Here is a 21,621-nt window from a genome sequence, read left to right on the forward strand (position 1 = left end):
CTTTTGACCCCCATCGCGCACACCGTGTGGTCCCCAACCGGTCCCCAGGCGCGCCGCGGAGGAGCAAACGTGGCAGACGCCTTCCAGGCGGCCCCGGAGGCGAACCGGCGGCCTGGGGTCACGACCTGGGTGTGTAGGTTGGCTGCCCGTCGCTGCCCCGCTCGGCGCGACCTCTCCCCCCTTCAGCTCCAGGAGGCCCCGCCATGGCCGCATTTCCCTCGTTCCCCGTCGGTGCCCGGCCCGGCGCGGCCCCTGAGACGGCAGCCGCTGTGTGGCAGGTGATCACCACCATGTACGAGGCCTACTCGGCCGGGGACCGCGCCCGGATCGACGCCTGCCTGGACCCGGATGCGACCGTGTGGGATTCCGGGACTGCCGGGCTGCTCTTCGGGAAGCCGGACCTGGACCGGGTGCGCGAGGAACGCCCGGCCGGTGGTGAGGGGCCGGTGGAGAGCGGGCTGGAGCCGTACGGGCAGGTCGTGGACGTCTTCGGTGCCATTGCGGTGCTGCGCTTCTGGCTGTGGGTGGACTTCGCGCCCGACCCGTCGGCCGGTGGGCTGCGCCCCGAGCTGGTCCGCAACACCGCGGTCCTGGAGCAGGGCGTCGATGCGAAGTGGCGCATCGTCCACCTGCACGAGGACGTGCAGCAGCCGGGCGGTGTCCCCGTCGGCGATCACTGAACCGGGCACTACGCACTGCGGCCGGCCGCCACCCGTGCGCCGCGCACAGCCCTCCTCGGAAGCCTCGGGCTAGCGTCCTCGGCGATCCCCTGAGAAAGCCGGGAGGCGCAATGACATACCGGGTGGCCATGGACATCGGTGGAACCTTCACCGACGTCGTCGCCTATGACGAACACAGCGGTACCTACTTCGCGGCAAAGGCGCCCACCACCCCGGGCGACCTGGCCGAGGGAGTCTTCGCCTCACTGGGCCGGGCGGTGAACTCGCCCGGCGACATCTCCTTCTTCGTGCACGGCACCACGCAGGGCCTGAACGCCCTGCTGGAGCGCAAGGGCGCCCGCGTCCTGTTGCTCACTTCGGCCGGGATGCGGGACGTCTACCACATCGCCCGAGGCAACCGGGACCGGATGTTCGACCTGCACTACCGCAAGCCGAAGCCGCTGGTCGAGCGCTGCGACACGATGGAGGCGGCCGGCCGCTTCGACTGGCGCGGCACCGAGCTCGAACCCCTCGACGAGGACGCCGTACGGGCCGCCGCCCGACGTGCGAAGGACGAGGGCTTCGACGCGGTCGCCGTCTCGTTCCTGTTCTCGTACGTCAACCCGGACCACGAGCTGCTGGCCGGGAAGATCCTGGAGCAGGAGCTCGGCGAGGATGTCATCGTGGTGCTGTCGCACCAGGTGGCGGGCGAGTGGCGCGAGTACGAGCGGACGTCCTCGGCCGTCCTGGAGGCGTACACGGGCCCTGTGGTGCGCCGCTATCTGGGCCGGATCGAGGGGCGGTTCGCGGAGCACGGCCTGACCGTCCCGGTCCAGGTGATGCAGTCCTCGGGCGGCATCGTGAACGCCTCCTACGCCCGCCGCCACCCCTTGCAGACCCTGCTGTCCGGGCCGGTCGGCGGCACCATGGGCGGCGCGGCGGCCGCGAGCCTGCTGGGCCGGCGCAACGCGATCTGCGTGGACATGGGCGGCACCTCCTTCGATGTGTCGCTGGTCCTCGACGGCCGCCCCGACGTCTCCAACGAGGGCTCGGCGGACGGCTTCCCGGTCCTGATGCCGCTGGTCAACCTGCAGACCATCGGCGCCGGCGGCGGCTCCCTCGCCTACGCCGAGGCCGGTGGCCTGCGCGTGGGCCCGGAGTCCGCCGGAGCCGTCCCCGGCCCGGCCTGCTACGGGCGCGGCGGTACCCAAGCCACCGTGACCGACGCCAACGCGGTGCTCGGACGCGTCGACCCGGACTGGTTCGCCGGCGGCCACATGACGCTCGACGTGGCCGCGGCCCAGCAGGCCGTCACCACGCTCGCCGGTGAGCTCGGACTGGAGCCGGTGGAACTGGCGAGCGGGATCTGCGACGTCGCCAACGCCAAGATGGCCCAGGCGATCCGTACGCTCACCGTCGAACACGGCCTGGAGCCGGGCGAGTTCGTGCTGCTGGCGTTCGGCGGCGCGGGCCCGATGCACGCCGTGGAGATCGCCCGCGAGCTCGGCATCGGCGAGGTCGTCGTGCCACGTTTCCCCGGCGCGTTCTCCGCCTGGGGCATGCTCGGCACCGAGGTCCGCCGCGACCTCACCCGCCAGTTCTTCACCCCGGGCGCCGACCTGGACGGCGAGGCCATGGCCCGCGCGCTGGCCGACCTGGAGGAGGAGTCGCTGGCCGCACTCGCCGAGCAGGGCGTCCCCGTGGAGCGGCAGCGGGTCGAACACGTCGTCGAGATGCGGTACGAGGGCCAGGACTACACCCTCGCCGTGCCGCTGCTCTCCGCCGCCGAACCGGCCGGCGAGGGCTTCCTCGCCCCTGCCGCCGAGCGCTTCGCCGCCCTCCACGAACGCCGGTACGGGCACGCAACGCCCGAGGCGCCCGTCGAGTTCGTCACCCTGCGCAGCACCGCGCTCGGCGCGCTGCCCGAGGCCGTACCAGTGCCGTACGCCGCCGACGAGGACGTCTCCGACACCGTCCGGCAGCGGCCGGTCGTGTTCGGCGGCCGCTCGTACGACACGACCGTTCTGCGCCGCGAGCGGCTCGCACCCGGGCAGCGCATCGACGGTCCCGCAGTGATCGTGGAGGCCACCTCCACCACCGTCGTCCCCCCGGACTCGTCGGTCACCGTCGACGAGAACGGCTTCCTCGTCATCGAAGTTGGAGCCACGGCATGACCGACACCGGCAGCCGGGTCGTCGACCCGGTCACCACCGAGATCATCCGCTGCGCGCTGCTGCAGGCCGCGGAGGACATGAACACCACCCTCATCCGGTCCTCCTACACGCCCACCATCTACGAGGCGAAGGACTGCGCGGTCGCCCTCCTCGACCGGGACCACAACGTGCTCGGCCAGTCCTCGGGCCTGCCGATCTTCCTGGGCAACCTGGAGGTGTGCACCCGGGCCACCGAGGAGACGTACGGCGCGGACGTCTGGAAGCCCGGCGACGTGTGGGTCCTCAACGACTCCTACATCGGCGGCACCCACCTCAACGACGTCACCGTCTACGCGCCGATCTTCACCGAGGACACCGCCGACGGTGAGCTGATCGGCTTCGCCGCGTCCCGTGCGCACTGGATCGACATGGGCTCCAAGGACCCCGGCGGTTCGATGGACTCCACCTCGATCTACCAGGAGGGCCTGCGGATGGGCCCGTTGAAGATCTACGAGGGCGGCGAACCCTGCGAGCAGGCGCACGCGTTGATCGCCCGCAACGTCCGCTTCCCGCAGCCCACCCTCGGGGACATGCGCGCCCAGGTGGCCTGCGCCCGTACCGGCGCGAGGCGGTTCGCCGAGATCGTCCGCCGCTGGGGGCTGGGGACCGTCCTCGCCGCGCGGGACTCCATCTTCGCGCAGACCGAGCGGCTGGAGCGGGAGCAGATCGCCGCCATTCCCGACGGTGTCTACGAGGCGACCGGCTACCTGGACAACGACGGCATCGATCTGCGTACCCCGCTCCACGTCACCGTGCGCGTCGAGATCGACGGCGACCGGATGACCATGGACGTCACCGACTGCGCCGACCAGGCCACCGGGCCCGTCAACTGCGGTGCGGCGCAGACCGTCGCCGCCTGCCGGGTCGGGTACAAGCTGCTGGTCAGCGGCGATGTCCCGCTCAACGGTGGTTCCTTCCGGCCGCTGAAGGTGGTCACCCGGCCGGGCACCATGCTCGCCGCCGTCGAGCCGGCGGCGTGCCAGTACTACTACTCCCACCTCGGTCTGGTCATCGACCTGGTGGTCAAGGCGCTGGCGCCCGCGGTGCCCGCGCGAGCGGCCGCCGCCAGCTACGGCGACTCGATGATCGTGCAGTTCACCGGGACCGACCCGCGCAACGGCAGGCTCTTCGTCTCCCAGGAGGCGACGGTCGGCGGCTGGGGCGCGTGGCAGACCGACGACGGCGAGTCCTGCCTGATCAACAACGTCAACGGCTCCCTGCGGGACATGCCCGTCGAGGTGCTGGAGACGCTGTTCCCCGTACGAGTCACCGAGTACGCGATCCGTGCCGACTCCGGCGGGGCGGGCCGCACCCGCGGCGGCAACGGCGTGGTACGCCAGTACACGTTCGAGGCCGACCAGAACCTGTCGCTGTGGTGGGAGCGTTCCGTGACCCCCGCGTGGGGTGTCTTCGGCGGCGGCACCGGCGCGGCGCCCCGCGTCGTCCTCAACCCCGGCCGGGACGGCGAGCGCGAACTGCTCAAGGTGAACGCGCTGGCCGTGCGCCAGGGCGACGTGCTGCGCTGCGAGAGCGGCGGGGGCGGCGGCTTCGGTCCCGTCGCGGAGCGCCCCGCCGAGGCGGTCCGGGAAGACCTCCGGCAGGGCCTGCTGAGCCGTGAGCGGGCAGCGTCCGCCTACGGCGTGGAGTCCTGAGGTCCCACCGCTCCGCCTCCACCCTGAACCGGGCCCGGTTGCCGAATCCCCCTCGGTGACCGGGCCCTCCCCGCGTGGTGGCGTGTTCATCGCCGTTCCCCGCTCAGGACTCGGCCAGCAGGACGCGGCAGGCCAGGTGCAGCGCGAGTCGCTGGGCGGGGTCCTCGGGGTCGAAGCCGAGTGCGCGGATGCGTTCCAGGCGCGCCGCGACCGTGTTCCGGTGGACACCGAGGATCTCCGCCGCCGCCGAGGGGGCGGCTCCCTGGTCCAGGACGATCGCCAGCGTACGCAGCAGGGTTCCGTCCCGGTCCGCGGCGAGCAGCGGTGCCAGCACCACCTCGGCGGGCCGCCTCAGCGCCTCCACGGGCAACGCGGACAGCAGTTGGGCGGGCCCCAGACGGTCGGCACGTACCACCGACCCGGGAACCGCGGCGACCGCAGCGGCGGCTCTGGCGTCGGCGAGCGCCACGCCCAGCGTGCCGGTACCGCCGGCCGGACCGGCCACTCCCCCGGCGAGCGGCAGCTGGTCACAGATCGCCCGGACGGCCGTACGCAGCTGTGCCTCGCCCTGCCGCAGCCACACCTCCGGGTCGGGGGCCGCGCTGCCGGCTGCCGCGGAACGCCATGACACCCAGCAGTCCTCGTACGCGATGAGCGGTCCGCCGAAGCCGTACCTGGCCCAGAGCGCACGCAGCGCGGGTCCCGGTGCGGGCCCGGCCTCCGCGGCGACGGCCGGTCGCAGGGCGAACGCGATCAGAGGCCCGGCCAGCGGCCAGCCGAGCGCCGCGGCCTCGGCCCGGACGTGGGCACCGGCCTGTTCGTCCTCGTCCTCGGAGGGATGCGTCAGTCGGTGCAGCAGCAACTCGCTGCGGCGGTCCAGCTGTTCTTCCGCGAGGCGGCGGGTGGCTGCCCATGCGGTCAGTGGGGGTACCGCCATCCGCAGGACTGATTCGACGGTCGATGCCCAACCCGCCTCCTTGGAGCGGGAGTCGGCCAGGAGAATCGCGAGCGGGTGTCCGTCGGGCCCCGGCACGTCCAGCCGCACCGGGTGCGCGGAGTCCAGTGCCGCCCGCCGCCCGGCCAGCATCCCGCCCACCGGATCGGTGAGGGCCAGGGATGTCGAGGGCAGCGCCGCGTGCAGCGCGGCCAGTACGCGCTCGACGTGCGGGCCGGCGGCGGCGAGGCGCTGAGCGGCGTCGGCCAGCAGCGCGGTCCGGCCGGCGTCCGGCCGGGACACGGCGGAGGCGATCCGTACGGCGCCTTCCAGCGCGTCGCCGCCGATCAGCAGCAGCGGAACGCCGAGGCGGTCCGCGAGTGCGCCCGGCGGATGCACGGCGGCCGCCGTCTCGGGTACGACCACGCAGGCGGCCGCCTGCTCCCAAGCCTTGCGCAGGGCCATCTCCACGATCCATCCCGACCGGGCCGGCGCTTCGGTGAGGACGACCGCGGTGTGTGGACGCAGGTTGTCGAGGGCTTCACGCCGGTCGACGATGCGCACGTCCAGGACCTGGGCGTCGCGCCCCGTCATGCCGAGTATGCGTACGCCGGGCAACGGGCCGTACTGCACCAGCTCCGCGACGGTCATGGGTGCGGACAGGTCGGGACGTCTCACCACCGGGTCTCCTCGGGTCGTTCCGCGTCCGGGTGTTTCACCTGCCGCGCATCCGGTTCAGGGGCCGGGCTCAGCAGGATGAGCCCGCCGGCAGCCGCCAGTCGGCGTCCTTGCGGGGTGTGCCAGGCGGGTGCGGCAGGGATCACGACGATCTCCACCTCGATGCCGGGTAGGGCACGTTCGACGTCCAGCACCCGCTGGTCGGCTGCCGACAGCATCAGGATCTGGTCCGGCGCGGCCGCGGCCGGTGCGCCGTCGGCGAGGACCAGCAGTACCTCGTTATGTGCTTCCAGGCGGAACCGTCTGTGCAGGCCCTCGGTCTCGGAGACGACCACACTGGTCGGCCGGGACGGCAGCGCCGTGCCCCCGGCGGTGTCCGGTCCCGGCGTCGCGGGGTGCTCCACGGCGGTGATCCGCCCGATGCCCAGTCGACGGGGCCGCGGCTGCCACAGCGCGAACGGGCCACCATGCATCGGGCGCCCCGCCGCCAGGGCCCGGCTCACGGTGCCGGGAACCACGGCGGCCGCCAGTCGTTCGCCGTCCATGGCGTAGCAGGCGGCGACCGCCCAGCCCCCGGCCGCGAGGACCAGCGGCCGTACGAGCTCCTCCACACGGCTGCCGGCCGCCTCCACGACGACCACGTCCCCGGCGGGCGTGGCCAGGGCGACCGGGGCGACATCGACCCCGGCGATGGTGAACGTGGTCTGTTCCAGCAGGGGGAGCACTCGTCCGCAGCCGTCCCCGTCCACCAACGGCAGCCCGCAGGACGCCGCTGTGGCGACGGCGAGCAGGGCGTTCTCGGCCGCGGTGTTGAGCGCCACGACGGCGTCCGCGGCCCTGCCCAGGCGGCGCTCCAGCGCCCGGACCGCCCGGAGCGGCTCCTGGCCCGTGGGCAGCTGCTCGGCGAGCGCGGCCGAGGAACCGAGCAGGCTTACCGTGACGCACATCCGCTCGGATCCCAGGTCGCCGGGGCGGATCAGCGGCACCGGCCCGTGCTCCGCTACGGCCGCCCGCGCCCAGTCGAGGCTCGCCCGGTACGAGGAATGCTCGGCGCCTGCTGCCAGCACCAGCGCCCCCTTGGCGAGATCCTCCAGCCGTGCCGCGTCCAGCGCGGTCTCCTCCCCGGGCGTCATGTGCGGCGGCTACGGGTCATGACGGGATCCCCGAGGGGGATCCGACGGCGCGGACGCGGAGGCGGTGAACGCCCTCGGGCAGGTAGGACACGGGGGTGTGGGCGGCGAACGCGACGCGGGCGGTCGCCGGGGCGGCACCGGCGGCGACGACCCGGGCCAGAGCCTGGTCACCGGCGAGCCCGAGGAGCCGGTCGAGTTCGGCACGGCCCCCGGCGACGGCGACCTGATCGACCTCGGCGACGATGTCCGAGCGGGCGGCTCCGTAGGCCGCGGCGGCGATGGCGGCCGTCGGATCCTGGGCTCGGACGGGCACCAGCCCGCAGTCGCCGCCCGCCGCGAGGAGCACACCGCCGGGGGCCCGTCGCCGGACCCTGGCCACCAGTTCGGCGACCTGCTCGGCGCCGGTCCGGACCAGGTCGGCGCGGGCCAACACGTCGGTACGGATCCGGGACAGGTCCAGATCGACGCCGCCGAGCCCGGGGCCGGTGTCGGAGCTCTCCACTTCGCCGTCGGTGACGCTCGCGCACCGGAATTCCGCGGCCCCGGCGTCGACGACCACGGCGCGGTCCGCCCCGGCCGCGAGCGCGGCACCCCGCACGGCGCTCGCCGTGGTCGAGGCGATGGCGAGGACCGGGTAGCGGCGGAAGTACGCGACGGAAACCAGTCCGCCGGTGTTGCGGGCCAGGTGCAACGGCGCCCGGAGGCCACCGACGCGCAGCGCGCGTTCGACCGTATCGCTCACACGTGCCGCCCACGGCCGCAGGGCGGCGTTGAGGACGCCGGTGTTCTCACGTTCCCGCAGCCCCGACCGCCCGATCTCGTGCGACAAGGTGATCTCGGCGCCGGGCACGACTTCGGCGATGACCTCGGCGGCGGCAAGCTCCGGGTCGGGGCGGGTCAGCGCGCCGGCCGCCGCTACCGAGAAGGCGGTGACACCGGCGTCGGCGGCCCGCCGTGCGAAGTCCGCGACCGCTGCCCGGTCGAGCGGATCCAGTTGCCGCCCGGTGAGCGCGGATCCGCCCGAGACGACCGCGTGGAGCGGCCCTACCTCGCGGGCGGCTTGCGGGGGCCAGCCCGCGCGCGGCCCGAGGGACGGATGACTGGGCGGGGCGATCCGCATGGCGGCTACCGGTCGCAGCGGCCACGGGCGGCGCTCCAGGTCTGTGGTGAGGCCGACGGCGTCCACCTCACCGATCCGATCCCCGGGCAGCGCGGCGAGCACCGCGCGCAGACACTCGCCGAGGCCGGGAACGCTGTCCACCACCGCGCGCGCCACCGTCTGACCGCCCGGGTCGACCAGCACGGCGACGGTGGTGACGCGTCCCACGTCCACTCCCAGCCTCACCCGCATGATCCTGTCACCATCTGCCCCTATATATCACTCCAGATCGCGGCCTTCGGTCTCCGGCAGCGGCACGGCCACGACCAGCGCCACCACCAGGAACGCGGTGATGAACAGCACGGTGGAGGAGAACCCGGTGGCACGCGCCAGCAGGTACCCGACGGCCGACGGTGCGACCGAGGTGGAGATCAGCTGAGCCGCGGTGGCCCAGGAGTATCCGGTGGCGCGCAGTGCGGTCGGGTAGAACTCGCCGTTCCAGGTGTTCCAGACACCCCAGGCGCCGAGGCTGAAGAACGACAGGGCGAAGTTGGCGGCGTACAGCTGGGTGAGGCTGCCGGAGTAGGCGAACAGCACGCCGCTGACCGCGGCGGCCGTCACGTACGGCAGGAAGACCTTCTTGCGGCCGAAGCGCCCGGTCAGGTACGAGGCCGAGACGTAGCCGGGGATCATGAAGAGTGCACTCAGCGCCACGAAGCCGAGGCTGCTGGACATGCTCAGCCCCTTCTCCATGAGCAGCGTGGGCAGCCAGGTCTGCAGGCCCCAGTAGCCCCAGTTGAACGCGAAGTTCACGATCAGCATGAGCACGGTGATGCGGAGCAGCGGGCCTCGCAGCAGGGCGAGGGGGTTGCCGGCCCGCTCGGGCTCGACCACGGCGAAGCGGGTGCCCTCGGGGACCTCGGCGCCGAGCTTCAGGAGCACCGCCCGGGCTTCGGAGTGCCGGCCACGGGCGGCCAGCCAGTACGGCGACTCGGGCACCCAGGCCCGGATCGCGAACACCCACAGGGCAGCCAGCGCGCTGGCCACGGCCACCACGTGCCAGCCCATCCCGGACAGCGCCTGCGTCACCCCCACGGCGGCGAGCACGCCGATGGGCCAGCCGATCGACAGGTAGACGGCGGCCCGGCCGCGCAGCCTCACCGGGAGCAGTTCGAGGAAGTAGGGGAAGGTGACGGTGTAGATACCGGCCAGGGCCATCCCCGAGATCACCCGGGTGATCATCAACGTGGTGAAGTTCGGCGAGAAGGCGCTGGCCAGCGCCACGGCCCCGTACGAACCGAGGCTCCACAGGCACACGGCCCGGCGTCCGATGCGGTCGGCGACCGGCCCCCAGACGAGCGCGCCGGGGATCATGCCGAGGGCCACGGCCGACAGAACCCACCCGATCCGTCCGGCGTCGAGGGCGAAGGCATTGCCCAGGTCGGCGGAGACGTAGACGAGGGCGAGCTGCTCCCAGGATTCGATGACGAAGGCCATGAACAGCGCGAGGGCGATCAGCACATGGGCCCTCCCGAACGGCATGCGCTCGAAGTAGGCACCCACGGGCTGCGGACCGCCGGCCCCGTCCGGGACTCCGGCGGTTCCGGACTGTACTGAGACTGCGCTCATCGGCTGCCCTCCTGGTACCGACACGCACACCATCGGGTTCGGTGTGAATGCGAGGCACCATAAACAGGCCATCACGGCCGGAACCATGCTCGGAGCACAGCCATCCCGGTGGTGAGTGTGCGCGGCGCACAGACATCGATCTGACAGCCGTCGCGACGCCGGGATCACGCGTTCTGGGGACGTTCGAATGCCTGCAGTACGCCACCGAGCGCGAAGCACAGCGCGCCGCACAACGTCCCCCAGTTGGCGATGTCGGTGTTGACCAGGCTCTGGGTGCTGGGCCGGGTGAAGGCGGCCAACGCAGAGACCATGAAGAGCACCGACCCGAACTGATTGACTGCGACCACCCACCAGCCGAGGCTGCGCGAGCGGATGCAGGGCCGGGAGCGATGGCAGATCTCGGCGAACGCGAGATGGCCCGACACCAGGAACAGCACGCACCCGACCACGTCGGGGGTCCAGATCAGCCGGTTGGTCTGCTGGACGGTGAGCCCTTGCAGGAAGGAGTCCAGCAGGTTGACTCCGAACACGAGCGTCCCGGCGAACAGCACGAACGTGCTGAGCCAGTCCAGACGCATCGGCTCGTACCCCCACCACCCTGAATGTCCGGTGTCCTCACCTGTCAGGTGTGCGGTACGACTGCGACAGGACAGGAGGCGTGGTGGATGACGGCGTGGGTGACCGATCCGATGTGAGCGCCCCTGGCTGCCCTGCGTCGACCGACGATCACGAGGCGCGCGTCCGACGCGGCCTCGATGAGATGCTCGGCCGCCCGCCCCGGGGCGGACACCTCCGCCACCTCCGTCGCCGGAAACCTGTCCCGGAACGGTCGAATCGCGCCGGCGAGCGCTGCCGCCCTTTCGTCCTTCGCGGCTGTGCTGGAGTGGTGAACGAAGGATTCATGCCACGTGTGCACGATTTCCAGCGGGACGCGGTGCCGCCCGGCGAAATCGAACGCGAAGTGCAGGAGCTCCTCTTCGGCTTCGTTCACATCCAGACCGAGGACCACCTTCCGGCGGCTGTTCCCCTCGGATGCACCGGAGCTGTCCTTCTCGTATCCGGGGCGAACGAGCACCACGGGACGCTCTGCTGCCGCGATGACCTCCTGTCCTACCGAACCGACGATGAACCCGCGGACGCTCCCCAGCCCATGAGAGCCCACGACGAGCAGATCCGCCTCGGCGGCGGCGGCGAGCAGCACACTGACGGGCGCGTCTTCGACCTCGTCAGCGGTCATGGCAAGGCCCGGCTGCCGGGACCCGACACGCCGCTCGGTCTCGGCCAGCACACCTTCCGCCGCGCCGGCGCGGTCTTCGTGCGACACCTTCATCGCCCCCAACTGATGCTCCGCCCACCGTGTGGCGTACACCAGTCGCAGGCCGTCGCCGCGCAGCGCCGCCTCGTCGGCGGCCCAGTCCACCGCCGCCACGCTTCCCTCAGAGCCGTCCACCCCCACAGTGACAGGTCGGGACACGCCGCTCTCCTCGCCTCGGGCCATCGTCGACAGGCCCTCACAGGGGCGCCGATGGGCACCCTTGTGCGAGGGCACCTGGTCGAGAAGCTACCGAGTCGCTGAAACAAATGGTGTGCGCAGCGTTCGGCGACGCTGCCGAAGTACCCCATCCGGCGGATGACGCCCCATGGCCTGTGACGACCTCGATTTCAGGTCTCCGATGCTGCTCCCGGTCATCGCCGCCGGGTGTTCCTCGGCAAAAGTCACCAAGGCCCTCGGCCGACATGCGTCGGATGGCGCCGGGGGTCAGATTGGAGGTGTACGACCCACCGGACGGCGACGCCTCGGCGGCCAGGCCGGACGAGCGGAGGAGCCTCTCCATGACGACCCACGCGACTGCACCCGGTCGGCGAGCGGACACGCACAGCGGCGGACGGACGGTGTGCGCCGTCGCCATCATGATCTTCAGCTTGCGCGTCGCGCCCCGGCCGGTGCGTGGCTGACGTCCCGGGACCCGTACCCGTGGCAGGCGGAACAGCGGCAGAGGAGCTGCCGCGGCTCGTGCTCGTCGTCGGCGTCGCCGGGTCGGGCAAGACGACGGTGGGGCGCCTCCTCGCCGAGCGTCTCGGCTGGGCGTTCCGGGACGGGGACGAGTTCCATTCAGAGGCCGACCGCGCCAGGATGGCCGCCGGTCATCCCCTCACGGACAGCGACCGGGGACCGTGGCTCCAAGCGATCCGGGAGTGGATGGACGAGGCGATCGCCTGCCGTCGCCAGGCTGTCGTGACCTGCTCCGCGCTCAAGCGGGCGTACCGGGACGCACTGCTGGCCGGGCGCCCCGAAGTGCTCCTGGTGTACCTGCACGGCTCGCGCGAGCTGCTGAGCTCGCGGCTGGCCTCTCGGCACGGTCACTTCTTCCCGGCGGGCCTGCTGGAGAGCCAGCTCGCGGAACTCCAGGAGCCGGCACCCGACGAACGCCCGTTGGTGGTGGAGATCGACCAGCCTCCCGAGGCCGTCGTCACGGCGGTTCTCACGCTGATGCGCCGGGAATCCGCTTCCGGGAGACCGGCGGCCGGATCGGACACGGAGCAAGCCGTCCGCGTCGGCGCGCGCAACGGGTCATCCCCGCCCTTCGGCCCCACGGGCGAGTCATGGCGGTTGGTTCACGGAGCACAGAGCGCGGTTGTCGTCCAGCTGGGCGGCGCCCTGCGCGACTACGTCGTGCACGGCCGACCTCTGCTCGACGGGTTCTCCGCGGGGTCCGCCATCACGGGCGGACGAGGACAACTGCTCATCCCTTGGCCGAACCGCGTGGGCGACGGGCGCTACGACTTCGGCGGCAGGAGCCTGCAACTCCCCCTGACAGAGGTCGACAAGAACAACGCGATCCACGGACTGCTCCGCTGGACCCTGTGGAAACCGCTCGCCCGCACCGATGACGCGGTGATGCTCGGCACGACGCTCTGTCCTCAGCCCGGATATCCGTTCCTCGTGGAGGTCCGTGTCGAGTACCGGCTGGGGCCGGAAGGACTCAGAACCACCGTCCACGCCACCAACACCGGTACGGAGCCCGCTCCTTACGGGGTGGGGCAGCACCCCTATCTCACGATCGGCACCGACCTCGTCGACAGTGCCCTGCTGACCGTTCCCGCCCGGTATCTGCTGCGTACCGACGAACGGGGTCTGCCGATCGGCAGGGAGTCCGTCGACGGCACCCCGTACGACTTCCGCACAGCCCGCCCCATCGGCGGTCTGAACCTGGACACCGCCTTCACCGGACTCGACCGCGCCCTCGACGACCGGGCCGTCGTGCGCCTGGCACACCCTTCCGGGCTGCGGGGTGTCGATCTGTGGCTCGGCGAAGGCACGCGGTACGTGCAGGTGTACACGGGCGACACACTGGCGGAACCCGAGCGGCGGCGGCGTGGTGTCGCCGTGGAGGCCATGTCCTGCCCGCCGGACGCCTTTCGCAGCGGCACGGACCTCACCGTGCTCGAGCCGGGCGCCACACATGTGCTCAGGTGGGGCCTCAGCCCCTGGGGGCCGCCATGACTCCGTCCGCACGATCAGCGGCCGTGCCCGATCCCGATATGCCCGCGCACGAGTTCCGGGCGCTCTACGAGCGGCTACGGCACGGAGCGGCACGATCGACGGAGGACGGTCGGCCTGGCGCACTCCGACACGTGACGCCCGAGCGGGTCGTGGCCGCCGTCGCGGAGGTCCGCCTCGGACGCACGGTGTCGCTGGCCGCTCCGATCGAGACCGTGCCGGGCCCCGACGACCCGGAGCCCGCGGTGCACCGAATGACCGGGCCTGCTCCGGACGACCTCGGCGCGCACGGACTGCACTTCGCCACCGACAGCTTCGCCATGAACGTGCACGGGGACGCGGACAGCCATCTCGACGCGCTCTGCCACGTGGTGCTCGACGGGGAGCTGTACGGTGGGGTGCCTGCGAGCAGTGTGACGCCCGAGGGCGCCCGTGCGCTCTCCGTGGCCCTGGCCGCTGACGGCATCGTCGGTCGGGGCGTGCTCCTGGACATCCCGCGGCTGCGAGGCGTGCCGTGGCTGGAACCGGGCGACCAGGTGACGTCGGACGATCTGACCGCGGCCGAGACCGCACAAGGGGTCAGCGTCGGACCGGGAGATCTGCTGTTCGTACGGGTGGGGCATCGCCTCCGCCGTACGGAACTCGGCCCGTGGAACGCGGCGACGGCTCGGACCGGCCTCCACCCGACGGCCCTGGGGTTCCTGGCCGAGCGGAAGGTCGCCGTCCTGGGCGGAGACGGCAACAACGACACCGCGCCCAGCACCGTGCAGGGCATCTCCTTCCCCGTGCATGTCCTGGCCATCCATGCCATGGGCATCCATCTGATGGACTACCTGCAGTTCGAGGACCTGGTCCCGGTCTGCGCGCAGACCGGGCGATGGAGTTTCCTGTGCGCGGTCGCCCCGCTTCGGCTGCCCGGAGCCACTGGCTCGCCGGTGAACCCGATCGCGGTGCTGTGACGGACGGGGCCGGTCGGCGACCACCGCTCCGGTCGCCGTTCAGGGGGAGGGCGGCTACGTTCGAACGGGTGGGACGCTCGGCCCCGCACCGCGGGAAAAGGGACCCGACGCCAGTTCAGGGCCATGATCACAAGGACGGTGGTCGCCGTGGGCGACGCCCCTCACTACGACGTCGTCATCATCGGTACAGGCGCCGGCGGTGGCACTCTCGCCCATCGACTCGCCCCGTCCGGCAAACGCGTACTCCTCGTCGAACGCGGCGACTATCTGCCACGCGAGCGCGACAACTGGGATTCGACGGCCGTGTTCGTCAAGGGCAAGTACCGGGCGCCGGAGTTCTGGCTGGACAAGGACGGCAGTGAGTTCCCGCCGGAGGTCAACTACTACGTCGGCGGAAACACCAAGTTCTACGGTGCCGCCCTCTTCCGGCTGCGGCCCGAGGACTTCGGCGAGCTCCGGCACCACGGCGGCCTCTCCCCCGCCTGGCCGATCCGGTACGAGGATCTGGAGCGGTACTACACGCAGGCCGAGCACCTCTACCTCGTGCACGGACGGCACGGTGAGGATCCGACCGAGGGCGCGGCGAGTGCCCCGTACGCCCATCCGCCCGTGGAGCACGAGCCGCGCATCCAGCAGTTGAGCGACGACCTCGAGAAGCGCGGTCTGCACCCCTTCCACCTGCCGATCGGTGTCAACCTCAGCCAGGAGGACGGGGGGCGGGCCACCCACTCCAGTGTCTGCATCCGCTGCAACCGGGTGGACGGCTTTCCGTGTCTGGTGCGTGGCAAGTCCGACGCCGAGGTGATCTGCGTCGAGCCCGCCCTGCGACACCCCAACGTCGAGATGGTCACGAACACGCACGTGGTCCGCCTGGAGACCGATGCGAGGGGACGCAGCGTCAGTGCGGTCGTCGGCCGGCTGCCCGACGGTTCGGAGGTCCGGTTCACGGCGGATGTGGTGGTCGTCTCCTGCGGGGCGGTCAACTCGGCGGCGCTGCTGCTGGCCTCGGCGAACGAGCATCATCCCAACGGATTGGCGAACAGCTCCGACGTGGTCGGCCGTTTCTACATGCGCCACAACAACCTGGCCCTGATGGCGGTGTCGAAGGAGCCCAACGACACTCAGTTCCAGAAGACCCTGGCCCTGCACGACTGGTATCTCGGGGCGGACGACTGGGAATACCCGCTCGGCGGCATCCAGATGCTGGGCAAGTCGGACGCCGAGCAGATCCACGGCGAGGCCCCGCGGTGGGCCGGTGCGGTGACGCCGGACATGCCGTTCGAGGTGCTGGCGCACCACGCCGTCGACTTCTGGCTGTGCGGTGAGGACCTGCCCCTGGCCGACAACCGGGTCACCCTTGATGGTGACGCCCGCATCCACCTCGCTCTCGACGAGAAGAACAACGTCGAAGGTCTGAAGCGGCTACGGCACAAGCTGCAGGGCATGCTCGGCCACCTGGGCATGCACGAGCACCACCTGCTGTCCCACAGCATCTATCTGCACAAGGGCATGCCGATCGGTGCGACGGCACACCAGGCGGGCACCGTACGCTTCGGCACCGACCCAGCCGCCTCGGCGTTGGACGTCGACTGCAAGGCTCACGATCTCGACAACCTGTACGTGGTCGACACGAGCTTCTTCCCGAGCATCGGCGCGGTCAACCCGTCCTTGACGGCCATCGCCAATGCGCTGCGAGTCGGAGACCACCTCATGGCCCGGCTGGGCTGAGAGCGGAGCCTCTGGTCCGATCGGACGAAGATGCTCGGCCCAACGGCCCAACGGGGGTTCCCCCTGCATGCCGGCAGCCGCCGCCGGTGGTTCCGTGACCTCCGTGCCTGCCCGGCGGCAGCCGGGCAGGCACGGAGCGCAGTCGCAGGAACGAGGAGGCAGGGGCATCATGGGTTCCACCGTAGAAGGACCGCAGGGTGTGATCCCCGCACGCCTGCTGCATGGCCAGAAGGCGCTGGTCACCGGAGCCAACTCGGGCATCGGCAAGGCCACGGCCATCGGCCTGGGCCGAGCCGGTGCCGACGTGGTTGTGAACTACGTGGCGGGCCGTGAGGCCGCCGAGGAAGTGGTCGAGGAGATCGCTTCGTTCGGGGTGCGCGCGGCAGCGTACGAGGCGGATGTGTCCCAGGAGGACCAGGTCACGGCCATGATGGACCGGATGGTCAAGGAGTTCGGGACCGTCGACATCCTGGTTGCCAACGCGGGATTGCAGCGGGACGCCCGGCTCACCGAGATGACCCTCGCGCAGTGGCAGAAGGTCATCGATGTCAATCTGACCGGTCAGTTCCTTTGCGCCCGGGAGGCGACCAAGGAGTTCCGGCGCCGCGGCGTGGTCCCCGAGGTGTCCCGCGCCGCCGGGAAGATCATCTGCATGAGTTCGGTGCACCAGATCATCCCGTGGGCGGGCCACGTGAACTACGCGTCCTCCAAGGGCGGTGTGCAGATGATGATGCAGACCCTGGCCCAGGAGCTCGCACCGGAGAAGATCCGTGTGAACGCGGTCGCCCCGGGGGCGATCAAGACGCCGATCAACCGTGCCGCCTGGGAGACGGCCGAGGCCCGGCAGGACCTCCTGAGGCTGATCCCGTACGACCGGATCGGCGACCCCGAGGACATCGCCAACGCCGTGGTCGCCCTCTCCTCCGACCTCATGGACTACGTCGTGGGGACCACCCTCTACGTCGACGGCGGGATGACTCTCTTCCCCGGCTTCGCCACCGGCGGCTGACCCTCTTCCGGACGTCACGAACAGCGAAGGCGTGTATGCCCACCTCGTTCCACCTGCTGGCGGATGCCCCGGCCCAACTCCTGCCGGCCCGGGAACTCATGGCCTTCACCCTGGCGTCCCACATCATCCTGGTCCCGCTGGGCGTGGCCTTTCCCTTCATCACCCTGGTGATGCACTACCGCGGGCTGCGCCGCAAGGACGCCACGGCACTGCTCCTGGCGCGGCGCTGGTCGGCCGTCATGGCGGTGCAGTTCGCGCTCGGCATCGTCACCGGCACGGTGCTCTCCTTCGAGTTCGGCCTGCTCTGGCCGGGGCTGATGGGCAGGTGGGGTGATGTCTTCGGCATCGGATTCGGTGTCGAGGCCTGGGCCTTCTTCCTGGAGGCCGTGCTCATCGCCATCTACCTCTACGGATGGCGGCGGCTGAAGCCGCGAACACATTTTCTCCTCGGGCTGCCCCTGCCGTTCGCCGCACTGCTCGGGGCGTTCGGCATCCTGGCCGCCAACTCCTGGATGAACACACCACAGGGCTTCTCCCTGGACTCCGAGGGCAACCCGGTCGACGTGAACGTCTGGAAGGCGATCTTCACCCCGATGTTCGGGCCGCAGTACTGGCACTTCGTCGTGGCGATGATCATCACCGCGGGGTTCGTGGTGGCGGGTGTCTACGCCGTGGGCTGGCTGCGCGGCCGCCGGGACCATTACCACCGGCTCGGCTTCGCCGTTCCGTTCACCATCGCCGCAGTGGCCACTCCGGTGCAATTCGTCCTGGGCGACTCCATCGCCCGGTCGGTGTTCCACAAGCAGCCGGTGAAGTTCGCCGCGATGGAGATCGTCTGGGAGACCGACACCCGAGTACCGGAGTATCTCTTCGGGCGCCTGAACGAGGACGGCACCGTCTCGGGCGGCCTCAAGATCCCGCTGCTCGACTCGGTCCTGGCCGGATTCAGCCCGGACACGAAGGTGGTGGGCCTGACGTCCGTCCCGGCGGACCAGCGGCCTACGGCCACTCAGGCGACCATCGCCCACTGGGCCTTCGACATCATGGTCCTGATCGGCTCCGTACTGGTGCTGCTCGCCCTCTGGTACGGCCTGGTCTGGCTCCGGCACCGACGGCTTCCGGCGTCGAAGTGGTTCTACCGCTCCGCGGCCTGTGCGGGCGTCGCCTCCGTCGTGGCCGTCGAGTCGGGTTGGATCGCCACCGAGGTGGGACGCCAGCCCTGGATCGTCTACCAGAACATGCGGGTCGCCGAGGCGGTGACCTCCACCCGCTCGACCACACTCTGGATCATGCTGGCGGTGGTGATGGTGGTGTACGTGTTCCTCTTCGGCTCGTTCCTCGCCATCCTCCTCAAGATGCGTACACGCTGGCGGCTCGCCGACGAACAGCGGGCGACAGGAGGGCCGTCGCCTCACGCGCCGGAGACGGACACTCCCTACGGGCCACGGGCGCCCGTCCCCGCGGGTGACGCCCCCGCCGCGGACGGCGGAGCCGCCGGGGCCGAAGGCGGCCGCCGATGACCGCCGACCTCATCGCCGTGGTGCTGCTCCTCGCCGTGGCCGCGTACGCCTCCGCGGGCGGCACCGACTACGGGGCCGGCTTCTGGGATCTGACAGCCGGGGGCACGGAACGCGGAAAACGCCCCCGATGGCTCATCGACCACGCCATGGCTCCCGTATGGGAGGTGAACAACGTCTGGCTGATCTTCGTTCTCGTCATCATGTGGACCGGATTCCCCACTCTGTTCCAGACCGTGTTCTCTGCGATGTGGCTCCCCTTGGCGCTGGCCGCCGTGGGCATGGTCCTGCGGGGCGCCGGCTTCGCGTTCCGCAAGCCCTCCCGACGGCTGGCCGGCCGGCGGCTCTACGGTGCCGTGTTCGCCGTGGCCTCGGTCGTCACGCCGTTCTTCCTCGGTGCCGCCGTCGGCGGGGTCGCGTCAGGGCGGGTGTCGCCCGGTACCGAGGCCTCGGTGGACGCCTGGGCCAATCCCACCTCCCTGATGTTCGGGCTGATCGCCATCGCGGCGACGGCCTTCATCGGCGCCGTCTTCCTCACGGGGGACGCACGCCGGTTCGACGCGACCGATCTGATCGGCTACTTCAGACGGCGGTCCCTGATCAGCCTCGCCGTGCTCACCCTCCTGGCGGTGATCACCGGCTTCGTCACCCACGAGGACTCGCCTTACGTGTGGCACGGGCTCACCCACGGTCTCGGGCTGCTCTTCGTCGTCGTGGCCGGGGTGGCCGCCCTCGCGACCACCTGGCTGCTCCGCCGGACGCCAGGCGCGTGGATGCGCGTCACGGCGGTCGGGGTCGTCGCCTCCGCCGTCATCGCCTGGGGCATGGCCCAACGCCCGTACCTCCTCCCCACCTCGCTGACCGTGGCCGACGCCGCGGGTGCGCCCGCCACCCTCACGTGGCTGGCGATCGTCACCCTGGTGGCCCTCGTGGTCGTCGCGCCGGCCGTCGTCCTCCTCTACTGGCTGGACACCCGGGGAGAGCTGGAGGAGCTCACGGACGCCGAGCTGCGCAGAGGAGGCGGCGCGGACGGTGGGGGCCCGCCGCCCGGCGGCTGACCGCCCGGACCCCGCTCCACATCCCCCCGCGCCTGGACCCCGACGAAGGAAACCGCTGTGACCGACGACGAGATCCTTCTCGGACTCGCCCTGACGGTGGTGCTCGCCACCGGCTCGCAGATCCTGGCGAGCAAGCTGCGCGTCCCCGCCCTGATCATCCTGCTTCCGGTCGGGTTCGCCGCCGGTGCGATCACGGATGTCATTCATCCGGACAGGTTGATGGGGCCGACCTTCTCCGCCCTGGTGTCGATGTCCGTCGCGGTGATCCTCTACGACGCGGGTCTGGGGCTCGACCTGCGCAAGCTCAGGGGCCACACCCGGGGGATCGTGGGGCGGCTGCTGGTGTACGGCGTGCTGCTCACGTTCCTGGTCATCGCCACGGTGTCACCGGCGATGTTCGACATGCCGCTGCGCGTGGCCTCGATGCTCGGCGTGATCCTCGTCGTCTCAGGCCCCACCGTCGTGGCTCCGCTGCTCGACTTCGTACGGCCCACCGACAAGGTACGACGCATCCTGATCTGGGAGGGGACGCTGACCGACCCGATCGGCGGCATTCTCGGCGCGCTGACCTTCCACGCCATCGCCACGACGCACCAGATCGACATCGGCCGGGGATACCAGCTCGGCCAGTTCGCCATCAGCCTCGCCGTCGGGCTCGTCGGCGGGGCCGTGGGAACCGCCCTGCTGTGGTTCACACTGCGGACCCTGAGACTCGGCGAGACCCTGGGGACGCTGTCTCAACTGGCCACGGTGATCGCCGTATCGGCGGGCTGCGACATCGTGCGGGACGACACGGGGCTCATCGCCGCGATCGTCACGGGACTGGCCGTCGCCAACATCCGCGGCTTCGACATGCCCTCTCGGCGCCCCTTCCTCGAGACCCTCGTCCAGCTGATCATCGGTCTGCTGTTCGTCTCCATCTCCTCCACAGTCACCCCGGCATCCCTGGTACCGGTCCTTCTTCCCTCACTCGCCCTCATCGCGATCCTCGTCCTGGTGGTGCGGCCGCTCGTGGCCTACCTCTCGACGACGCACTCGGGTCTGACACGAGGCGAGCGGGCCTTCATCGGATGGATGGACCCGCGCGGCATCGTCGCGGCCGCCACGGCATCGGCCTTCTCCTCCAGCCTCGTCGACCGAGGGATCAGCGGGGCCGCGAGGATCCTTCCCGTCACGTTTCTGGTGATCGTGGGAACCGTGCTGCTCTACTCGCTGACGGCGGCACCCGTCGCCAGACGGCTGGGCGTCGTCAGAGAGGCGGGCACGCGCATTCTCCTGGTGGGCGGGGAGCCGTGGGTGGTCGACCTAGGACGGGCCCTGCGGTCCGCGGGACTGGACGTGCTGATGTGGGCGGGCCTCGACGAGCAGCGCGAACGCATCAAGGAGACGGGGATCGACCTGGCCACAGGCGATCTGCTGGCCACGGCCATCAACCCCGGGGCCCGACTGGAAGGAGTGACGGCCGTGTTCCTGGCCACCGACGACGACGACTTCAACGCGCTCGCCTCGGTCGTGATGCAGGACAACGTCGAAGGGCCCGTCTACCGGGTCGGCCCACCGCACGACAGCCATGGCGTGGTCGCTCCCTACACCGGCGGCGACATCCTCTTCGGCCGTTCCCTCGTCCGTCACGTCCTGGCGGAGCGCTACGAGCGAGGTGCGCGGTTCGTCGTGCAGCCGGCCTCCGACCCTCTGCCGGCGGAGCACGACACCCTCTTCGTGGTGCGGGCCGACCACCGGCTGGCTCCGGTCACCGAGCGGCAGGAGACCGTCCCTCAGAAGGGGGACACCGTCGTCCTCCTCGGTTCTGTCCCGACGGAGGCCGGGCGGTGAACCTCGCGCACGGTTCCG

At 71.1% G+C, this 21,621-nt stretch carries 15 protein-coding genes and 1 pseudogene; 10 read left to right on the forward strand and 6 right to left on the reverse strand.

Annotated features, from left to right (window positions below; genetic code table 11):
• Positions 1 to 203 precede the first annotated feature (203 nt).
• From OG259_RS06770 to OG259_RS06780, 3 genes are all read left to right on the forward strand, one after another.
• On the forward strand, positions 204 to 680 hold the full coding sequence (locus tag OG259_RS06770) for a YybH family protein (protein WP_328941383.1): 477 nt from the start codon (positions 204 to 206) through the stop codon (positions 678 to 680).
• Between the two features lie 110 nt (positions 681 to 790).
• A complete protein-coding gene (locus OG259_RS06775; RefSeq protein WP_328941384.1) occupies positions 791 to 2,833 on the forward strand; it encodes a hydantoinase/oxoprolinase family protein in 2,043 nt (680 codons plus the stop codon).
• A complete protein-coding gene (locus tag OG259_RS06780; RefSeq protein WP_328941385.1) occupies positions 2,830 to 4,524 on the forward strand; it encodes a hydantoinase B/oxoprolinase family protein in 1,695 nt (564 codons plus the stop codon). Before OG259_RS06775 ends, OG259_RS06780 begins: the two co-directional genes overlap by 4 nt.
• Positions 4,525 to 4,627: 103 nt before the next feature.
• On the opposite strand, the gene OG259_RS06785 is transcribed toward OG259_RS06780, so the two are convergent.
• The 6 genes and pseudogenes from OG259_RS06785 to OG259_RS06810 all read right to left on the reverse strand — a co-directional run bounded on the left by OG259_RS06785 (position 4,628) and on the right by OG259_RS06810 (position 11,471).
• Positions 4,628 to 6,136 carry a helix-turn-helix domain-containing protein gene (locus OG259_RS06785; RefSeq protein ID WP_328941386.1) on the reverse strand — a complete coding sequence of 503 codons (1,509 nt, stop codon included), beginning with the start codon at positions 6,134 to 6,136 and terminating at the stop codon, positions 4,628 to 4,630.
• Positions 6,133 to 7,269, reverse strand: a complete 1,137-nt coding sequence (locus OG259_RS06790) for a DUF917 domain-containing protein (protein WP_328941387.1) — start codon at positions 7,267 to 7,269, stop codon at positions 6,133 to 6,135. Before OG259_RS06790 ends, OG259_RS06785 begins: the two co-directional genes overlap by 4 nt.
• A 16-nt stretch (positions 7,270 to 7,285) precedes the next feature.
• Positions 7,286 to 8,614, reverse strand: a complete 1,329-nt coding sequence (locus OG259_RS06795; RefSeq protein WP_328941388.1) for a hydantoinase/oxoprolinase family protein — start codon at positions 8,612 to 8,614, stop codon at positions 7,286 to 7,288.
• 33 nt (positions 8,615 to 8,647) lie between these two features.
• Positions 8,648 to 9,997 (reverse strand): MFS transporter, encoded by a 1,350-nt coding sequence (locus tag OG259_RS06800; RefSeq protein WP_328941389.1) that lies wholly within the window; start codon positions 9,995 to 9,997, stop codon positions 8,648 to 8,650.
• Positions 9,998 to 10,161: 164 nt separating this feature from the next.
• Positions 10,162 to 10,593 (reverse strand): annotated as a pseudogene (locus OG259_RS06805) (hypothetical protein); the annotation flags it as partial.
• Positions 10,594 to 10,619: 26 nt separating this feature from the next.
• Positions 10,620 to 11,471 carry a universal stress protein gene (locus tag OG259_RS06810; protein ID WP_328941390.1) on the reverse strand — a complete coding sequence of 284 codons (852 nt, stop codon included), beginning with the start codon at positions 11,469 to 11,471 and terminating at the stop codon, positions 10,620 to 10,622.
• A 501-nt stretch (positions 11,472 to 11,972) separates the two neighbouring features.
• Here OG259_RS06810 and OG259_RS06815 point away from each other — a divergent pair.
• The 7 genes from OG259_RS06815 (at position 11,973) to OG259_RS06845 (ending at position 21,603) form a co-directional block, all read left to right on the forward strand.
• Positions 11,973 to 13,502: a gluconokinase, GntK/IdnK-type gene (locus tag OG259_RS06815; RefSeq protein WP_328941391.1), complete on the forward strand. Its 1,530-nt coding sequence runs from the start codon at positions 11,973 to 11,975 to the stop codon at positions 13,500 to 13,502.
• A 38-nt stretch (positions 13,503 to 13,540) separates the two neighbouring features.
• Positions 13,541 to 14,458, forward strand: a complete 918-nt coding sequence (locus OG259_RS06820) for a cyclase family protein (protein WP_328947013.1) — start codon at positions 13,541 to 13,543, stop codon at positions 14,456 to 14,458.
• 123 nt (positions 14,459 to 14,581) lie between these two features.
• The gene (locus OG259_RS06825) at positions 14,582 to 16,186 is read left to right on the forward strand and encodes a GMC oxidoreductase (RefSeq protein ID WP_443051926.1); all 1,605 of its coding nucleotides are present in this window, start codon (positions 14,582 to 14,584) and stop codon (positions 16,184 to 16,186) included.
• Positions 16,187 to 16,355: 169 nt separating this feature from the next.
• Complete coding sequence (locus OG259_RS06830) at positions 16,356 to 17,195, forward strand: SDR family oxidoreductase (RefSeq protein ID WP_328941393.1); 840 nt, start codon at positions 16,356 to 16,358, stop codon at positions 17,193 to 17,195.
• A 35-nt stretch (positions 17,196 to 17,230) separates the two neighbouring features.
• Positions 17,231 to 18,715 (forward strand): cytochrome ubiquinol oxidase subunit I, encoded by a 1,485-nt coding sequence (locus OG259_RS06835; protein WP_328941394.1) that lies wholly within the window; start codon positions 17,231 to 17,233, stop codon positions 18,713 to 18,715.
• A complete protein-coding gene (locus tag OG259_RS06840; RefSeq protein ID WP_328941395.1) occupies positions 18,712 to 19,770 on the forward strand; it encodes a cytochrome d ubiquinol oxidase subunit II in 1,059 nt (352 codons plus the stop codon). Before OG259_RS06835 ends, OG259_RS06840 begins: the two co-directional genes overlap by 4 nt.
• Positions 19,771 to 19,827: 57 nt before the next feature.
• Positions 19,828 to 21,603 carry a cation:proton antiporter gene (locus OG259_RS06845; RefSeq protein ID WP_328941396.1) on the forward strand — a complete coding sequence of 592 codons (1,776 nt, stop codon included), beginning with the start codon at positions 19,828 to 19,830 and terminating at the stop codon, positions 21,601 to 21,603.
• Positions 21,604 to 21,621 lie beyond the last annotated feature (18 nt).

It is taken from the genome of Streptomyces sp. NBC_00250 (assembly GCF_036192275.1).
Lineage (GTDB): Bacteria > Actinomycetota > Actinomycetes > Streptomycetales > Streptomycetaceae > Streptomyces.